This window comes from Moellerella wisconsensis, assembly GCF_022592395.1.
GTDB lineage: Bacteria > Pseudomonadota > Gammaproteobacteria > Enterobacterales > Enterobacteriaceae > Moellerella > Moellerella wisconsensis.
This window is the reverse complement of the sequence record NZ_CP093243.1, coordinates 22,970-38,943: the sequence shown is the minus strand read 5'-3', so window position 1 is coordinate 38,943 and position 15,974 is coordinate 22,970. Positions and strand designations below refer to the sequence as shown.

Annotated in this window: 21 protein-coding genes and 1 pseudogene; 10 read left to right on the top strand and 12 right to left on the bottom strand. The window is 48.3% G+C overall.

Annotated elements, in window-relative coordinates:
• The first annotated feature begins 94 nt into the window (after positions 1–94).
• From MNY66_RS15995 to MNY66_RS15985, 3 genes are read left to right on the top strand one after another with little or no spacing between them, the layout of a single operon-like run.
• Positions 95–670, top strand: a complete 576-nt coding sequence (locus MNY66_RS15995) for a hypothetical protein (RefSeq protein ID WP_175403196.1) — start codon at positions 95–97, stop codon at positions 668–670.
• Between the two features lie 34 nt (positions 671–704).
• Complete coding sequence (locus MNY66_RS15990; protein ID WP_241501985.1) at positions 705–1,631, top strand: DsbA family protein; 927 nt, start codon at positions 705–707, stop codon at positions 1,629–1,631.
• Positions 1,632–1,684: 53 nt separating this feature from the next.
• On the top strand, positions 1,685–2,017 hold the full coding sequence (locus MNY66_RS15985; RefSeq protein WP_067421630.1) for a hypothetical protein: 333 nt from the start codon (positions 1,685–1,687) through the stop codon (positions 2,015–2,017).
• A 302-nt stretch (positions 2,018–2,319) separates the two neighbouring features.
• Here MNY66_RS15985 and MNY66_RS15980 read toward each other — a convergent pair whose 3' ends face one another.
• Entirely contained in the window at positions 2,320–3,795 is a 1,476-nt protein-coding gene (locus MNY66_RS15980; RefSeq protein ID WP_137022475.1) for a 3'-5' exonuclease, read from the bottom strand.
• A 208-nt stretch (positions 3,796–4,003) separates the two neighbouring features.
• Between MNY66_RS15980 and MNY66_RS15975 the strand changes: the two genes are divergently transcribed.
• The 3 genes from MNY66_RS15975 (at position 4,004) to MNY66_RS15965 (ending at position 5,669) form a co-directional block, all read left to right on the top strand.
• Positions 4,004–4,384, top strand: a complete 381-nt coding sequence (locus MNY66_RS15975; RefSeq protein ID WP_067421626.1) for a hypothetical protein — start codon at positions 4,004–4,006, stop codon at positions 4,382–4,384.
• Between the two features lie 26 nt (positions 4,385–4,410).
• Positions 4,411–4,671 carry a DUF1294 domain-containing protein gene (locus tag MNY66_RS15970; protein ID WP_241501984.1) on the top strand — a complete coding sequence of 87 codons (261 nt, stop codon included), beginning with the start codon at positions 4,411–4,413 and terminating at the stop codon, positions 4,669–4,671.
• Positions 4,672–4,796: 125 nt separating this feature from the next.
• On the top strand, positions 4,797–5,669 hold the full coding sequence (locus MNY66_RS15965; protein ID WP_137022474.1) for a LysR family transcriptional regulator: 873 nt from the start codon (positions 4,797–4,799) through the stop codon (positions 5,667–5,669).
• Between the two features lie 98 nt (positions 5,670–5,767).
• Here MNY66_RS15965 and traA read toward each other — a convergent pair whose 3' ends face one another.
• Positions 5,768–6,103 carry a TraA family conjugative transfer protein gene (gene traA, locus MNY66_RS15960; RefSeq protein WP_067421620.1) on the bottom strand — a complete coding sequence of 112 codons (336 nt, stop codon included), beginning with the start codon at positions 6,101–6,103 and terminating at the stop codon, positions 5,768–5,770.
• 490 nt (positions 6,104–6,593) lie between these two features.
• On the opposite strand from traA, the gene MNY66_RS15955 reads away from it, so the two are divergent.
• Positions 6,594–7,067 carry a phospholipase D family nuclease gene (locus tag MNY66_RS15955; protein ID WP_067421891.1) on the top strand — a complete coding sequence of 158 codons (474 nt, stop codon included), beginning with the start codon at positions 6,594–6,596 and terminating at the stop codon, positions 7,065–7,067.
• Positions 7,068–7,093: 26 nt separating this feature from the next.
• On the opposite strand, the gene MNY66_RS15950 is transcribed toward MNY66_RS15955, so the two are convergent.
• The 10 genes and pseudogenes from MNY66_RS15950 to MNY66_RS15905 form a co-directional block, all read right to left on the bottom strand.
• Positions 7,094–7,801 (bottom strand): hypothetical protein, encoded by a 708-nt coding sequence (locus tag MNY66_RS15950; RefSeq protein ID WP_241501983.1) that lies wholly within the window; start codon positions 7,799–7,801, stop codon positions 7,094–7,096.
• A gap of 206 nt (positions 7,802–8,007) precedes the next feature.
• On the bottom strand, positions 8,008–8,559 hold the full coding sequence (locus MNY66_RS15945) for a hypothetical protein (protein WP_241501982.1): 552 nt from the start codon (positions 8,557–8,559) through the stop codon (positions 8,008–8,010).
• 190 nt (positions 8,560–8,749) lie between these two features.
• Positions 8,750–9,898, bottom strand: a complete 1,149-nt coding sequence (locus MNY66_RS15940; protein WP_137022472.1) for a hypothetical protein — start codon at positions 9,896–9,898, stop codon at positions 8,750–8,752.
• Positions 9,899–10,188: 290 nt separating this feature from the next.
• Entirely contained in the window at positions 10,189–10,419 is a 231-nt protein-coding gene (locus tag MNY66_RS15935; protein WP_241501981.1) for a topoisomerase DNA-binding C4 zinc finger domain-containing protein, read from the bottom strand.
• Positions 10,420–10,428: 9 nt separating this feature from the next.
• Positions 10,429–10,703: pseudogene (locus tag MNY66_RS18115) on the bottom strand (restriction endonuclease); the annotation flags it as partial.
• Between the two features lie 567 nt (positions 10,704–11,270).
• A complete protein-coding gene (locus MNY66_RS15925) occupies positions 11,271–11,639 on the bottom strand; it encodes a hypothetical protein (protein WP_067421612.1) in 369 nt (122 codons plus the stop codon).
• A gap of 20 nt (positions 11,640–11,659) precedes the next feature.
• The gene (locus tag MNY66_RS15920) at positions 11,660–12,016 is read right to left on the bottom strand and encodes a hypothetical protein (protein WP_137022470.1); all 357 of its coding nucleotides are present in this window, start codon (positions 12,014–12,016) and stop codon (positions 11,660–11,662) included.
• A 72-nt stretch (positions 12,017–12,088) separates the two neighbouring features.
• The gene (locus MNY66_RS15915; RefSeq protein WP_067421608.1) at positions 12,089–12,724 is read right to left on the bottom strand and encodes a hypothetical protein; all 636 of its coding nucleotides are present in this window, start codon (positions 12,722–12,724) and stop codon (positions 12,089–12,091) included.
• Positions 12,721–13,458, bottom strand: a complete 738-nt coding sequence (lepB, locus tag MNY66_RS15910; protein ID WP_067421606.1) for a signal peptidase I — start codon at positions 13,456–13,458, stop codon at positions 12,721–12,723. Before lepB ends, MNY66_RS15915 begins: the two co-directional genes overlap by 4 nt.
• Positions 13,455–13,874, bottom strand: a complete 420-nt coding sequence (locus MNY66_RS15905) for a hypothetical protein (RefSeq protein WP_067421604.1) — start codon at positions 13,872–13,874, stop codon at positions 13,455–13,457. The genes lepB and MNY66_RS15905 overlap by 4 nt, the downstream gene beginning before the upstream one ends.
• 185 nt (positions 13,875–14,059) lie before the next feature.
• Between MNY66_RS15905 and MNY66_RS15900 the strand changes: the two genes are divergently transcribed.
• From MNY66_RS15900 to MNY66_RS15890, 3 genes are read left to right on the top strand one after another with little or no spacing between them, the layout of a single operon-like run.
• Positions 14,060–14,845, top strand: coding sequence for a hypothetical protein (locus tag MNY66_RS15900; protein ID WP_241501979.1), 786 nt, complete (start codon positions 14,060–14,062; stop codon positions 14,843–14,845).
• Between the two features lies 1 nt (position 14,846).
• Positions 14,847–15,278 carry a hypothetical protein gene (locus MNY66_RS15895; RefSeq protein WP_241501978.1) on the top strand — a complete coding sequence of 144 codons (432 nt, stop codon included), beginning with the start codon at positions 14,847–14,849 and terminating at the stop codon, positions 15,276–15,278.
• Between the two features lie 36 nt (positions 15,279–15,314).
• The gene (locus MNY66_RS15890) at positions 15,315–15,956 is read left to right on the top strand and encodes a toxic anion resistance protein (RefSeq protein ID WP_241501977.1); all 642 of its coding nucleotides are present in this window, start codon (positions 15,315–15,317) and stop codon (positions 15,954–15,956) included.
• The last annotated feature ends 18 nt before the right edge of the window (positions 15,957–15,974 follow it).

Genomic DNA, 15,974 nt, shown 5'->3' with positions numbered 1-15,974 from the left:
GGAACGAAAAGGCCCCCGTTTTGTCGCCTAAAACGGTAACTGGAGAAATTAAAAAAAAGGATAATGACTGTGCTTTCTAACCGGAGAAGAAGTGATGAAAACCCGTAATCGTTTCGCATTGCCCTTGTTGGCAACTTTAGTCATTGCCACCTTGACCGGGTGTGCCGCTGACAAACCAACGGCCCCAGAACGTACTTACGTTGATGAAACGCAGGTGACTGTGGTCAAGGCGACTTATCCAGAGGGCTATGAGTTTTCAGAGTCCTACTACAGTACAGAACGTGGCGGTGCGGCACTGCGCCATCCAGGCTATCAGCACACGCTGGTGAGCCCGTATGCGGTACATGATCAGACAGGTAAACGCTATGTTGCTCGTGATCTGGATACCCAGATTTTGCTCACCAGCGTATCCAGTACGGCCTATGCCAATGGCCCGCGCGGGACGTTTACGCAGTCACCTAGATTCTGCGATGAAAACTCTTTCATGCTGCCGAACAGCAAGCAGACCGCCAAGCGGGGTGAGTACCTGCAAATTAAAGAGCGTTACTGCTCTACACCAGGTTACCGATTAAGTCAGCATGAGATTGACGTGCTGACCCGAGGTGAGCCAGAAGAACTGCGCCAGTATCGACTGAAAATGTATGTCGATAACCAATTCACCAAATTTTAAGTGACTACTAATTCTTAAGTGGGGTAAGAAAACGATGTCCAAGCAAGTCAAGAAAGTTCAAATCATCGGTCCTATTGCTATTGGCGTGATGATTGCAGTTGCAACGGGTGCCAGTGTCTACACTGCCGTGCAAACGAGCGATATCAAGACCAAACTGAACAGCCTTCAAGCGCAGGTGGTGCAGGTCGAAAACAACGGAAAAAGCTTGTACGCAAGTGTTGAGGGACACTTTGCGCAGTTAGCGAAAACCGGTGGTGTTGCGGGCGGTGAAGGTGGTGACGTGAAATCAGCGGTCAAAGCGGCGCTGGCAGGTATGGAAGAAGATAAACTGGCCGAGAAGCGAGCTGAGCTTTATAAAGGCTGGGAGCAGGTGAGTGTGAACAAAGATGGGCGCTATATTTACGGTAACCCGGATGCACGCTTCACGCTGGTGAACTACGAAGATCTGGAATGCCCGTTCTGCAAGCAGTTCCATAAAACACCGAAATATCTGGTCGATACGGCCAACAATGGTGCGGTGAACTGGGAGTGGCGTCACTTCAACCTGGCTTTCCACGAGCCGATGGCAACCAAAGCAGCCATGACAGCAGAGTGTGTGGCAGAGCAGAAGGGACCAAAGGGCTTCTGGGGTGCGACCAACTACTGGTTCGAACACACGCAGGGCAATGGCAAAGGTTTTGAAGACAGTGCAGGTATCCCGGCGTTGTTTGAGCTGGATAAAGCCGCGTTTGATACCTGTATGCAGGATCCGAACATCATTCAGCGCATTAAGCGTGATATGGATGCAGGTATGAAAGATGGTGTAAACGGGACACCGACTACCCTAGTCATCGATAACAAAACGGGTGAACGTGAAAGCATTGTCGGTGCTCGACCGTTCGCAGGCTTTGTTGAAGTCATTGAGCGCATGGTGAAAGGCGAGTCTGAAAAAGCACCAGCTGCCGCACCTGCTAAAAAATAAAACCTGAAGCCCGGCTTGTCCGGGCAATCCTACTATCCAGCACAGAGAATATTATGCAAAAAAGTTTATTTTTAATTCCGGCGTTGCTGATTGCACTCAGCGTCTCGACAGCGGTTCAGGCCACCGAAAAATCTAGCGAATCAGATCAGATCCAGGCATTAAAGAGCCTGGCAAGCGGTGACAAGAATGGGGAACAGTTGAAACCGTTATGGGAACGTGGGGTTGATGGTCTTAATGCTAAAAAATGCGATATCAAAGAGTCGCTGCATGAACTCAGCAAAAAGATGGAAAATCAATTTGCGGGCGAGAATCTGGATGTGGAAACAACGGCACATGCACAGGCTAAGAATGATAGTCCTGACAAAGAGAGCTACGCCTGCCAGTGATTGCCATTTGTTGTATCAAAGCCAGCCTAGCGCTGTTTTTTTATGATAACATCCCATGCCTTAGGATTTTTGTTCTCAAAGAAGGGGAATTAAAGAACTTCATGTAAAGGAGATCCATTAACGGGTCGTTATTAATGCTTATTATGTGTAGCGATGCAGGTGCTCCTTCATGGTAAGCAATGATTCCACTCATGTGACTTGAACATTTCATCCCAGCTAGCCATACACAGCATCCTTGTAAAATTTGTTAAGGCGATAATATCATTGAATCGAATATAGAAAAGGCCCCTGAAGGGCCTTCTTTACACAATGACAATCGACTCATTTCGCTCACGCCGATGATTATACTGTTCGAGCAATTCCAACATTGAACCGTTGATGTTGATACGGCTCTGGGTGCGTGTAACTGCGACATACAGCAGGTTCATCTCATCAATAATGCTCTGCTTCGACTTCTTCATCATCAGCGCCTCAATGATGCTTGGGAAATCATCGTTCAAGATAACGTTATCCCATTCCATTCCTTTCGAAGTGTGAGCCGTGGTGATAATCAGATCTGCATCTTTGTGGCTTCTGGCTTCGTTCAGCCTCATAGTGTCCACCATGCCAGGAATATCAACATAGTTATCCATGAGTCGGATAGCGCGCGTCATGTTGGTGTCTTTCGTGGTCTCAGCGATTTCTTGAAAGTTAGCCCAGTTGCCATAATCGGTCAGCACTCGTGGGTTTTTAATCGCCTCATAGTTGCTCGTCTTCATGGCATGAAGATCAAGTAATTCACCCAGGTTATACTTTCCAATACCGCCGTTCCACATCACGCGCTTACCCATCAGGATTGCTTCATATGCTGAAGAGATGACGCCCATATAAGTTCGCGAGATAACGGCATGGAAACCTTGCTTGGCAATTTCTTCCGGAGGGCACACTTCATCCAATTTTCCCAGACCGACCAGTGGGTACGTTTCCCCAATCATAGACAGCACGACGTTGGCAAGCGCCGCAACCATCGGACCAAACCGGAAGGATTTTGTCAGCCTAAGTACGGACGCGCCTTTTTCTTCTACGACGCCGAGAGCATTTTCAGCACCTCTCCACCGGTTGATCATTTGGTGTTTATCGCCGACAAATAATTTCGCGCACTTGTTATTGAGAACAATATCAAGCGTTACAGGGTTGGCATCCTGCGCCTCGTCGAACAGGATAATATCGTAGGCTGCATCAAGAGCCGGGTTCGACATTTGGTAGAGCTTCAGCAGCGTGTTGTTCGTGCAGGGAACATCAGACTCCTGGTCAATTTGTTGCTTCCAGATCCGGCGAGCGGCACGCAGAGCAGCATCCACGCGGGAGGGTGGGATTTTATCTATGTTACCAATATCCTTTAAAACGTGTGAAGTATTGATTTCATAGTCCGCCGAGTTCATAAAGTGCGACAAACCATTAATTGCCAGCTTCACCACGCGCCAGTCCTCTTCCCCCATCAGGTCTCGATATTCCTTTACCTGAATGTTCAGTTTGGTCTTATGACGATAGTGCTTAAAGCGGGCAGCGGCCAGTGCGTGCGAGGTTTTGCAGTCCACGTTTTTTGGAAATTTCTTCTCGGCCTCTTCCCGGATAGACTTGTTGAAAACCAAATAAAGCATCTTTTTGTCTTTGTGGGTATCCGCATAGACCTTCAGTGTGAAAGTTTTGCCTGACCCCGCGTAGGCTTGCACGCAAACCATCGACCCAGGCTCTGCCTTATAGTCAATGATTTTCTGTTGCTCATCAGTTGCTGCCATGAGGCTTCCTGTCGGTTGAAATAGACGTAAATCATACGATTTTTGCAACACAGAAGGCACCGAAAAGGAGGCCAGATCGGGGACAAAAAAAGCTGACTAATTGGTTTGTTCGGTGTCTCATAGAAGCTATAAATTAGGGGGTATTTTAATACTAAATACGGTAGTCGTTACCGGTTTAGAAATCTCCGATACAATAGGCAAAATATCAATGAAAGATTCCGACCAAGAACCACTTAATGCAGAATTGATAAGCCCTGAGTGCTTCGTGAAAAATATGCGGGCACTGTATATGAAGAGCACTCGAGCACTTCGTGATTCCGACAGGCAGGCACAAAAGAAAAAGCAATTGCAAAAGGCGGTACAAGATGCCACAACGCAGTTAAGCGAACTTTCCATTAAAAGCCTTGACGGGCAGCGCAGTGACTCTTTCCAAGCACAGCAGGACAAAACAGCGAAAGCGCTCAGGAAGGCAAATCGAAAATTGGCTAAGTTCTTTAATACAGCGGAAGAAGTGGAAGACCGCACAACGCTGGCCCTGACCAATCTTAGGGATTACCTCACTACCCACATAGATGAGAGGAATAAATAATGTTTTACGCATACACGGTCCTGTGGATGACTGCTTGGAGCCTCATTTCGATTTACGTGTATCGTAAGGATAAGCAGCAGGCGATTGAACGAGGCCCGCGAGTCGAGGAACTTACACTTGATGCGTTGGCTTTTCTGGGTGGTTGGCCGGGTTGCATTGTGGCTCAGCAGATGTTTAAGCATAAAACGCGCAGTGCGTACCAACGCCGCTTTCGTGCATTGGTTGGGGCATGGGTACTCGGCTACGCTTCTCTATGGTATTTCTTGTGGGTAGGGCAGCTGATTTAACGCGACACCCCCAAATAAATAAGAGGAGGCCATTACAAAGCGGCCTCCTTTTTGTTTACCTCCTTAATGGATAATGCAAAAATGCAGGTGCAAGTTGCAAATTTGCATTGCCATCGGAGGGAGTAATGATTTGGGATGATATCCGAGTCTTTTTAGCTATATACCGGACTGGGGCAATAAGGGATGCTGCACAACGTTTAACAATGGATCAAACTACGGTAACTAGGCGGCTGAATAACCTCGAAAAAACATTGGACTGCAAACTTTTCTTGCGCACTCAAGACGGATACATCCTCACTCCAGCAGGAATTAATGCCCTGGATAGTGCAGAGAGGATGGAGCGAGATGCAGTTTCATTTAAGCGCCTGAGCGAAGGAGTTAATAGTGAGCTTTGTGGTGATGTCGTTCTCGCTACAACCGACACATTGGCCGTGGACTTCATTTTACCGGCACTGAAAATCCTGCGAGAGAAATATCCGAACATCAGAGTGAGCGTCAAAACCTCGACCCGTATTTTAGACCTTTCGCGACGTGAAGCAGATATTGCCGTAAGAACGCTTCGACCAGAACAGGGTGACTTGATCGTTCGAAGACTCACTGAATGGGAAGTAGGGTTATATGCTACTCAGGAATATCTAGATAAGTATGGAATGCCTGTGGTTGGAACGCACTTCGCAGGTCATGAAGTTGCCATCTATCAGAAGGGGATCACTAGCAGGCAGGGTGCAACACTCGTTGGCGAGTCGCGTAAAGAGGCAAAAATAGCAGCCGAACTAGACTCCAGTTTTATGTTTTCCACTTTTATTTGTTCTGGCCTGGCCTTGGGTGAGTTGCCTGACTATCAGGCAACTCTTTATCCTGAGCTGATTCGACTGTGGCCGGAAAAGAAAAGAAAGAAAAATTACGAAGTGTGGCTAGTCATGCATACTGACTCAGCACAAACCGCACGAGTCAGAGCCGTAGTCAATGTTATTGCCGAGGTGTTCGAACAAAAGTGACATAAATAACTATATTGAGATGAATTTAATATAGAGTACGCAAATAACAAAAACCCAGCCGAAGCTGGGTTTTCTTGATTCTGGCCGAAGCAGGCAACTTAGATGCCAACTGGCAGTGCAGTGGTAACAGCGCTGGTGGAGGTCATCATGCCGTCGATGATGTCTGGCGCGTAGTACAGGCCGATAGCCGCACCAACCGCAACAGCGAAGGTCATCAGAGACTGGCGAACAACCGCAGCGGCAACACCGACGATTACGATCAGACCGACCAGCACGCGACCCAGAGAGCCCTGCATGTATTCAGTGATGGTCTTCCACACATCACTGAAACCAGTTTGTTCGGTGCCTTTTGCGTAGATGGCGGTCACGCCCAAGGCCAGAACAGCGGAAGCAGCCAGGACAGATTTCAGGTTACGGGCGGAGATGGTTTTCATCGTTAACATCCTTTCTTTGGTTAAAGTTACGTTTTGGATGTTCACCTGACTATTTAACGGGTTTCAGCAGGGAACGGATATAAATATACAGATACCGTATTCCTGTTTCATCAAAAAAGCCGGACAAAAAAGCCCATTGAACGCTTAAATAAGGTGACATTTTGATGCAAAAATGAAAATAGTAGGATTAAGTCGATAAAAACAGAGGTTAGTGCGTTTTATGTACTGGGTGAAATGGTGAACAAATCGCATGGATAAACGTTTTGTCACTGGTTTTTCTTGTGTTGTAATGGTCATCGGTAATACAAACTTCTCTAATGGTGACCCAATGACTATGAAGAAAACGCTATTGGTCAGTTCGCTGGCTTTCTCCCTCGCATTTTCAGCGCAAAGTGCCTCTGCTTTTAAGTTTGACGACCTCCTTAGTAAGTTGGGTAGTGATAACGCTCAAACCCAGCAAAGTGATCCGCGCACAGAGAAGGGGGCGCAGATCAACAATGAGACAAAAATTGTCATTGGATTTTCTCCAGAAGGCTCTGCCCAGAAAGCAATCATCAATACTATCCGCCTCGCCAAGACAGAGCTTCGCCTGGCTGCATACTCTTTTACTTCTCCGGAGATCGTGAAAGAGCTTGTGGCAGCAAAGAAACGCGGTGTAGACGTTAAAATCGTGGTGGATGAAAAGGGCAACAAAAGTAAGCATTCGCTTTCTGCCATGAACACCGTGCAACTCGCTAAGATCCCAATTCGAACTAATGGTCGCTATGCCATCATGCACGACAAGTTTATAGTGGTAGACAGGAAGACTGTAGAAACAGGGTCATTCAACTATAGCGCCAGTGCGAATAGCAGGAACAGCGAAAATGCCATTGTATTGTACAACCTACCAGAAGTGGCGGAAGTCTACCTGGAACACTGGGAACGACGCTGGAGTGATGGAACGGTGCCAGTCATGAACTATTAAGTTTTCCGCTTAATGATGACCGGCGTTTACTCCGCCGGCTCATCTACAGGCTCCAATCTATTTATATTCACCCAGCCATTTGCATCACCATACGCAACCAATAACCAACCATTATTATCTCCACCAATTGGTTTTGTCGCTCTCATTCCATTGACCTGAAGAATATCGCCGGGAACCACAAACCAATTATTGTTACGGCATTGCTCTGTCGGAGCTGCGTGAAAATAGGCTCTTCCTTTTCCGATTACACGACATTTTGGTGACTGCGGGATGAAGGCTTCAAGCCGGATAGTGTTCAGAATTTGATGACATTCTTCCTCTTTTCTGAGGCATGACTGTAATCTTTGGCCTTGAGCAGGACTGAAAGTTAAAGTTTCCTCTGTACTCATCGACTGCAATCGATTTTTTTTCAGGTCGTATGAAACCCACCCCAATTGGCCTGCGCCAGGGGATTCATTGGATGGTTTTTGGCTTTTATCAGAAAGCTGAATCATCAGTTCATCTCCCTCGCGGTTTTCGATGAAAATATCCAGCTTATCTGAAGTGACACGTTCCGATTGAATTAGTGCATGGTTACTACTGGCGATTAACTTAATTAACTCTAGGCGACATTGAAACAAATCCCCCGAATAAGTGGCGGGCATCGTGCCATCATCATCAATACCATCAATTGCCATTGATGGAAAAGAAACCAAACCCAGACTGAGGTAGATAATCGACGTTATAAAACGCATACAAATTCCTTGTTTGCACACTCACAAAAGTCTGCGTTGATTAATTCATTGTTACTATATTATTCATGGTATTCAACTTTTGAAATAGTCTAATACAGCAATCGTAAGCAATTCATCTATTGTCTGATAAAAAGGTGCGTGGTGATAAAGGGGGAGTTAATTGAGTGCGGGAACTAATAGCCACTTAAGTTAAAGTGGCTTTGGACTTATTTTAAAATGGCATACAGACCGGATTCGTCCGTATCGACAAAGAATGCCTGCCAGAGCTTTCTAGCCAGCGCCGGATTGATGACATTCACCTTTGTGATAGGCATGATCCGACTAAGACCCAGCCCCATAAAATGCTCGTAAAGCATGCGAGAGTGCCCACCAAACACGTTCAGCGGCTGGTTTAGAATATACACCACTTCCGCCATTGTCAGGCCTTCAACTTGCAATGTATAACCCAGCGCACGAGAACAGATTTCACGCATAACACCACGCTTAACCCGATAGATTTCATCCCCTGGGAAGTGCTGCGGTAATTCACTGCGGTCACAAGTTACGGGGTCGATGCCGTCAATATAACAGGCTGTATCATACTCTATGCGGTATTGCGGCTCACCTCGTGCATCGGTGTTTTGTAGGCTACCTACCGGATCAAGAATGGTTCCATCCTCCAACACCAGCCAGCCATATTGCGTATGAGATACAGAGAAAACACCGTGGTCACCCTCGTTAACAGCGTCTTTATGACGCGTTAGCCGAGTACCTAGCATTGCTTTACCACCGAAGATCCCCCTTTGCAGAAGGGCTCGACACACGAGGTAGGAGTGTTCGGACGTCCAATGTGCGTGAGGTATATCAATGCAATAGCTCGTTGAAATGAGACGGATCCCGTCGATAAGTGGGCTTATCATATTCGCTCCGATAAAAAGGCGTATCAAGGATACGCCTGTCCCATTGGTCTTATTTTTTTGCTTTCGGTTTTGCTTTTTGCTCTGGCTCCACCGTGGTGTAACGAAGGGAGTCTGTTCTTTGGCTCGGATCACCCACCCCTTGCAGAATAAGCGAGTATGTCCGTTTACCAGCAACGATAAATAGGTCTGTTGCTTGCGACCAAGCCGCTTTATTGTCACTACGCTGAACGCGAAGGATACCGCCTGGGAGCAGTTTTAATTGCCAGCCTTTTTCGTCAGACAAATAGGCGCTGATGTCCTCGCCTTTATCCGTAGGCAGAAGGAAAATTTTCGCTGCAAAGGTACTGTAGAGGTAAATCGTATCCTGTTGTTGGGCTTTGTACTCAACCTTTAGCGCTGAACCGGTGTAGTTCAGATCTGAACCTGTCATCGTTAAGGTTTGAGTGAATTGATTGGTGGCAGGGAGCTCAACACGCTCCATACGGATCGGCTCAGGCTCAGGAAGAGCCGAACGTGTTGGCTCAACAACTTCTGGCTTAGGTGCGGTAGCCACCAGGATCGGTTCATGAGCAACTTTTGCCGACTCAATCATCGGCGCAGCATTTACATCCGCAGCTTGGGATGGGGCAGATTCGACCACAGGAGTTTCATTTTCGGTGATACCGAACTTGGCAGGATCGTATTCACGGGCACTTTCAGCCGACTCAGGTGCTGACTGAACACTCTTAACGACTTCTTCAGCTGGCATAACTTCCGCTGTTGGCGCTTTCGAAGGTTTTGTTTCAACGACAACCGGCGCGTGAGTTTCTGGCGCACTGTCTTTCTTCAGTTGAGCAATTTCCAGCACAGGAGCCGCTGGCGCTTTATCAGCTTCTGCTGCGACTTCATTCGTACCAGATACCAAAGGTTCAGTGGATTGAGTGCTGCTATTTTCAATATCCGCCTTGACACTATCCGTCAGTGCGACACCGTTGTTACTGATTTCAACTGATAGTGCTTCGACCTTTTCAGCCGGAGTTTTATCGCTCGTTAAAATAACAGCTGCCATCGCACCCCCTGCGATAACTGCCGCGACGATCACTGAAAGTATCGTTTTCTTCGACGCTTTCTTGGTTGGTTCTGGCGTGCCCGCTTCCGCAGAGCGTTCACGTAATAATTCCTGACCGTATTCTGCGCCAGTGCCGCGTTTGTCAGTCATCTGTTTCCCCTCGAATTCATTCATGCACATTACCGATATCCGCAACGTTCGTTATGTTTACCCGTCGCAGTTCAGCCTCTTAAACCAGCCCCGCATAACGGAGCCATGACTAACGATGTTACCCTCATCGCTAGATTGGATTGCCTGGTGATTATAGCGACATTGTTTCCGCCATCGAAATTTCGAAGGGCGAAAAGGCCAACGTTTTGCTCTCCTTTTTTGGATGAGAAGTCAAGATGAAAAAAGAACGCCGATTAACGGCGCTCTTGGAAGACTGGAGTAAGGGAGCATTAAAGTTCGCGTGTACCGCGACAATCTGGGTACAGCGAACAACCGAAAAAGGCTGACTTACCTGATTTACGCAGAACCATCTTTCCACCGCATACTGGGCACAGCGGCTCTTTAGCATCTATGGACTGCGTGGCTGCGGACGGTTTAGGGTCTTCTTGCTCAAGGTCACCGTTGCCCTTGATCATCTCAATCAGCTGAGAACCATCAAGTAAAATTACTTTCCCTTTCACGTTTTCACGCAGAGCAAACTTCCACGCCTCATCGGTGAACAGGCCTGATGTGATAATGAACCCACGATGAAAACCATCTGCCAGTACCACACCGTAGATCTCACGAACGATTGCCACACCAACGCGGTTGGTCTTCCAATGTTTACACTGAACCATCTCCCGATGACCGAAACCTTGCAATTCCACATCCACCCCCCATCAGCACCTGCTTTGCTGACACGAGCGCGATAGCCTCTGGTTTCGAAGAACTTGCAAATCACTTTCTCGAACTGATCCCACGTCATTCGATCCAATACCTGACGCGCATTAACGACGCCTTTCAACTTGCCCAGTGCACGACCTGAAGCTGATAGCTGAAGATACTTAACAGCCGTTCCGACCAAGAAGCACAACGCGGTGTAAAACAGGAATGCGCCAACCAACAACGGTAGCTTGGCTTGCAACAGATTCATCACTGAGATCATCTTGTCTTCGACTTTCTCACCAGGAGGGAATAGAACTTCCACCATCGCTTGGCTAATAGCCCCTTGGTAGCCATACGCATAAAGAAGCATGGCGATAGCCGCGAGGGGGAGCCCCACATAGGCACGAAATAACAATGTGGCTTGAGGGGCGTTTAGGGTGCGCCAGTTTTCTTTTTTGAACCAGATTCCGACAACGACTCGCCCAGAAAGCGTGAAGAGCAGGAAAATAGACAACGTTAGCAGCAAGGAAATCAGCTGAATTTTGGTGTTACCCACAAACATCGTATTGAGCACAATAATCAGGCCCGAAACGCCATAGAAGCGGATCCTCATTGCCTTTTCGGGTGTAACCTGACGTTTCTTTCCTTTCGACATTTACTGCACCTATTAGCGTTTTTTAGGCCAAGTTCGGCGAGCCTTTACTCTCACCGAAAGTTCATTAGAGTTTAGGATCACGATGTCGTAGACGGCAATTAGACCCACAATGGATGGCGTGCCGTAAACTATAATTTCCGGGATGAGGGGGATGTATGGCGAAATCACTGCATAGTAAACCACCAGCGATAAGGTATACGCTGCCCAGATGTAGTAAATCTCTTTCCGGGCCAACAAAAAAATAACTGCGCAAAAGAGCGCAAAGTTCCCGACACCAATGATGTGGAATAGCTCGGTCTCATTTTTGCTGGCATAAACTGCCAGGGCATAAACACCGGCTATCATAAACATCAAAACATAGTTCACGACTCGCAAAACCATATAAACCTCAATAAAGTGGATCAGTCATTTGAATATCCCGAGTTTATCATTGGAGTATCCGCTGATGAAATTGCCCCGACAGAGCCGTCTGGTACGTAACCGGCCATTGCACTTTGGTTATCACAGGCTATTTGATTGGGCATCCAAAAATCTCCGTTTGTTGCTTCGACAAACCGAAAGACCATTTGGCAGGGGACGCTTTGCACAGACGCGATAATCATGGTCTGGTTGCTCCCCTCAATGAATCGCGCGCTATCATACTGAGCCTCCTCAGCAAGCCCTTCGTTAAATAAGACTTGTAGCGCATCCGGCTCCGCTGTCGCCTTCATAGTCAGTACCGACTGTTGCGTTGGTGCTGACTGGGGTGTCACAGGCATCTGCTTTCCCAGCTCGACGTTAGCGCACCCCCCAAGGGCCAGAATTAACACGAGTGGCAGGTATTTCATTGTTTACTCCTTATTAACGATGGAATTATGGTAATTGAAAAGGTGGATCACTTGCTGAGCGGTAATGTCCACCCAGCCTTCAGGCATATTCGGCAGTTCATAGGTCATGGTGCCATCACGGGTATTCACAGGAACGGAGCAGACGAGAGAAAAGTTGCCTTTTTCGTCAGATATTGCCCATACCTGGGAGAAGCCCACTACAGCGCCAGCAGTAACGCGATAATCTATACCCAACATCATGCAGATAGCCCGCTGATACCCCACTGCGCCTGGCTCCCCATATAGCTTGATGTCCACGCCTAATGTAGACAAAGCACTCTCGGCCAGTTGCATGAGCTCGCGGGAAATTGCCTCACCTACGGGGTTGTCATTCCGCAGTGCATAAGGGATATGCTCGGGCTCAGCCAAAAGGGAATCATCATCCACCAGCTTGAAGCCCGTGACTTTCTGGATATGCTCATACCGGGAGCGAAAAAAATAATCTGGAACGCAGAAGTCCGGCCCTGAAAAGTTGACGAAGCCAAGACGCTCACAGACCGACAACGTCTGAGAGTGCCATACGTTATAGGTATCCACGCAGCGCGCGAATTCGGCCACCACCTCTGGCAACCGAGTCTGGTAGAAGGCATCAATCATCATTTATGAGCACCGTTCGCACCCTGACGAATCACAGCCATTTGAGCATCCAGCGCATCGTAGCTGTTGAACGGATTGAAATTGAAGAGCGTGTGAGTGACACGGGCATCAATGCGGTCAACTGGAACCAATCCTCGCAATGGCTTTGGTGTGCCAGGTGGATTCTCCCAGTAGCGGCTATCCCATGAGTGATCACGATTATCCCCGGCCATAAAATAATAGCCTTCGGGAATAACCCAGTGACCTTTCGTTGGCACATAGGCAGCGCGCGTGTCGATCACAAAGTTGTACGACTTACCGAAACGTTCATCGTTGGCCGTGAAGACTTGGAAACCTTCTTTTTCTACGGTTTGCTTGCCCAGCACCTTGCCGTTGACCCGATAGGTTTTACCTGTGTCAAATTCAATCACATCACCGGGAATGCCGATGACCCGCTTGGTATAGAGCGTGCGGGGCACTGAAGGAGCCTTGAACACAGCGACATCACCGCGCATTAACCTGCCATCATCCAGCAATCCACCCAACCTGACCGCTGTGACATAGTCGCCGACTTGATAGGTGGGCTGCATAGACCCCGTAGGAACGCTGTAGACTGCGCCTACCCACTTCTCACTGACAAATAATGTAACCGACAAGCCAAGGGCGATCACAAGCCAGGGCTGAGGTTTTCGGTGTTTGATGGCATCTCGACCCAATACTGCGACCAGCACGATAAATAAAATACCGAGGCCATTCATGAACGCGCCTCCTTCAGAGATCGAGCATAACGCGTCAGTGAATCAGCCAGGCGCATGTAGATGGACAACAGGTAGAAGTGATACGCGCCACCTCGCGCCATTTTGACGGTAAGTGGATGTTCGATTTCTTCACCACCATGCATGATCATGAGGGATAAGTTAACGAACGGGTCATCACGACCAATGCGAACACGGGTAACCTGGTACGTTTTGACAGGCAGGTAATAACTCCGATACCCGATCACCGCAAACGCCAATAAGAAGAGTGCCAGCAACCCAGCCGGAGCAAGCCAGGTTAGATTTACCGACAGACTGAACCAAAAGGCTACCGACACGGCACCATCAGCCAGTAGTGTGAATAGACGGTTGAGCCGTAAGCGGCCAGTCAAGATCATCATTGGTACAAATCGGAACATAGCTTCCCCCTGTTTGTGGATGCAGACAGGATACCTAACACCTTACCGACGACTGAGTTTTTTCATCGACAAAACGGAGACAAAAACAGTTTTATTTTTTCGGGTAAAAATCGACCTCATTTTCTTTGTCAGCAGAATAGCCGTGATAGCGTGGAGGTAGATTCTATTGATACGTAGGAGTGCGCATGTCCACCAGCTTGATTGCCCGGCAATTACCCGAGTTTGTGAATGACGCGATAGGGGTTGTCAGCTTCGGTCCTAAATTACTGTCCCACACCGATGACATCCTTGATTTCAACGGCCACAAGATGACGCTGGAAGAAGCCATGAAAGCGGGCGCTGAGGACACGAAGATCAGCGAGTCAACTTCACAGCTGGTGAGGCACCTTGAGGCCTGTGACCCTAACATGTATTTCAAGCACAAGACGGGCTTCCTGTCGAGAATTTGGGATGCCCTGACGGGTTCAAATGAAACACGCATGATTGAGTTCACCATGAACTGCCGTCGTGTTGATCGGCTGGTGGTGCAGGCACTCTTGGTACTGGAGCAGGCGCACAAAGGTGTGCATATTTTACTGGCGCTTGAGCAAATCTACACGCGTGACATCGAAGCGTTGGACGCTTACATCAAAGAAGGTCGGGCGTATGTGACCGAATGCCGTGAAAGTGGGGAGGTGCTATCAGATCAGCAGGAGTACGGGCTGACCCGGTTAGCCCAACGCATCCTTAACTTGGAGGTCACTAAAGCCTCGTCAGAGATGAATAAGGTTCAGGTGGGGATGTTGCTGCACTCTGCCGCAACTGATGTAGACCTTCTGGAAGCGGTGGTGAAAAGCGCGATTCCAATCTGGCATCACCAAATAAAACAGCTGCGAAGTGGCGCGGCCAACATTGATTTGGATCCTGAAGTCGAACAGCGTTTCAGAATACTGGTAAATAAACTCAACGATAACGTTAAAAAGGATAGCTGATATGAGCAATACAATTACTGTCACCGCTGACCAAATCATTCTGACCAAAGAAACCGAGAAGTTTGCCGTCAGTCCTGACCAACGTGATCAGGTCGTTGCCGTAGCTAACTCACTCGTGCTGGGCGACCCCAAAAGCGCGCACAACTTTGGCCGCAGTAAATCGCCCGATGGTGCCTATCTGGACAAACTGTTGGAAAACGTTCACGTCTATAACCAAGGCAAGGACGGCAAGCGACTGAATGAAATCGTTGAACTTGCTCGCGACATCAGTACGTCTGTACAGCCAGGCAAGGTGCAGCAGCTGTTACTTAAAATCCCCGTTGTCGGTTACTACGCGACACGCGCACTTCGACTGGCTCATCGGTCGAATGACCGTTTTGACAACGTGAAGAATCAAGTCAGCTTATTGACGGAAGATATCACCAGCATCTAGGCAGATCTCATTGGTCACAACAATAACCTCGACATTTTGTATGAGGAAGTGCTGGCCGAGGTACATGAGTCGGGCATTAACATCGTGGCCGCTGGTTTCGCAACAGAGCATATTGAGTCTGTGCTGAAACAGCGCCGCAAGACATTGAAGAGCGATCCGGAAAATAATTTGCTGGCACTGGAAGTCAGCAACATCGACCACCAGCTGGCCGTACTGAAAAAACGCAAAGTAGACATCATCATGACGCAGCAGAAATGCTTTGAGGATTTGACCATGATCCGCATGATGCAGCGAAACAACCTCAATATGCTTGACCAGTTTGAAACTATAAAGCGCGTAACGCTCCCGTCTGCCAAGCGTGCCCACTTGCTGGTGGATCAGGCTACCCAAAGCAACAACCGCTCTAAGCTGGTGCAGGCCGTGGGTGATGTCGTGAATGCCCAGGCGAGACATCAGGCGGATTTGGTGAGTGAGAGCTCTATCCGTATTGCGCGGCAAGGCCATCGTCCTGTGTACGACGAGTCAACACTGGAACACATTTCGAATACAATCGGCGGAGCAGCGCGTGAGATTAAACGGATCCAACACGAGAGCGAAGGGCACTACGCTCGCCTGTCCGAACGTACAGAAATCTGGCAGAAGCAGCGCTGTGAACTGCTATTGGAGCTGGCGGATTAATTACTCAGTTTCACAGGC

What these genes read in the sequence shown, in the direction of transcription:
- MNY66_RS15995 (WP_175403196.1), top strand. Translation starts at nt 95, where the DNA reads ATGAAAACCCGTAATCGTTTCGCATTGCCCTTGTTGGCAACTTTAGTC.
- MNY66_RS15990 (WP_241501985.1), top strand. Translation starts at nt 705, where the DNA reads ATGTCCAAGCAAGTCAAGAAAGTTCAAATCATCGGTCCTATTGCTATT.
- MNY66_RS15985 (WP_067421630.1), top strand. Translation starts at nt 1,685, where the DNA reads ATGCAAAAAAGTTTATTTTTAATTCCGGCGTTGCTGATTGCACTCAGC.
- MNY66_RS15980 (WP_137022475.1), bottom strand. Translation starts at nt 3,795, where the DNA reads ATGGCAGCAACTGATGAGCAACAGAAAATCATTGACTATAAGGCAGAG.
- MNY66_RS15975 (WP_067421626.1), top strand. Translation starts at nt 4,004, where the DNA reads ATGAAAGATTCCGACCAAGAACCACTTAATGCAGAATTGATAAGCCCT.
- MNY66_RS15970 (WP_241501984.1), top strand. Translation starts at nt 4,411, where the DNA reads ATGACTGCTTGGAGCCTCATTTCGATTTACGTGTATCGTAAGGATAAG.
- MNY66_RS15965 (WP_137022474.1), top strand. Translation starts at nt 4,797, where the DNA reads ATGATTTGGGATGATATCCGAGTCTTTTTAGCTATATACCGGACTGGG.
- traA (WP_067421620.1), bottom strand. Translation starts at nt 6,103, where the DNA reads ATGAAAACCATCTCCGCCCGTAACCTGAAATCTGTCCTGGCTGCTTCC.
- MNY66_RS15950 (WP_241501983.1), bottom strand. Translation starts at nt 7,801, where the DNA reads ATGCGTTTTATAACGTCGATTATCTACCTCAGTCTGGGTTTGGTTTCT.
- MNY66_RS15945 (WP_241501982.1), bottom strand. Translation starts at nt 8,559, where the DNA reads ATGCTAGGTACTCGGCTAACGCGTCATAAAGACGCTGTTAACGAGGGT.
- MNY66_RS15940 (WP_137022472.1), bottom strand. Translation starts at nt 9,898, where the DNA reads ATGACTGACAAACGCGGCACTGGCGCAGAATACGGTCAGGAATTATTA.
- MNY66_RS15925 (WP_067421612.1), bottom strand. Translation starts at nt 11,639, where the DNA reads ATGGTTTTGCGAGTCGTGAACTATGTTTTGATGTTTATGATAGCCGGT.
- MNY66_RS15920 (WP_137022470.1), bottom strand. Translation starts at nt 12,016, where the DNA reads ATGCCTGTGACACCCCAGTCAGCACCAACGCAACAGTCGGTACTGACT.
- MNY66_RS15915 (WP_067421608.1), bottom strand. Translation starts at nt 12,724, where the DNA reads ATGATGATTGATGCCTTCTACCAGACTCGGTTGCCAGAGGTGGTGGCC.
- lepB (WP_067421606.1), bottom strand. Translation starts at nt 13,458, where the DNA reads ATGAATGGCCTCGGTATTTTATTTATCGTGCTGGTCGCAGTATTGGGT.
- MNY66_RS15905 (WP_067421604.1), bottom strand. Translation starts at nt 13,874, where the DNA reads ATGTTCCGATTTGTACCAATGATGATCTTGACTGGCCGCTTACGGCTC.
- MNY66_RS15900 (WP_241501979.1), top strand. Translation starts at nt 14,060, where the DNA reads ATGTCCACCAGCTTGATTGCCCGGCAATTACCCGAGTTTGTGAATGAC.
- MNY66_RS15895 (WP_241501978.1), top strand. Translation starts at nt 14,847, where the DNA reads ATGAGCAATACAATTACTGTCACCGCTGACCAAATCATTCTGACCAAA.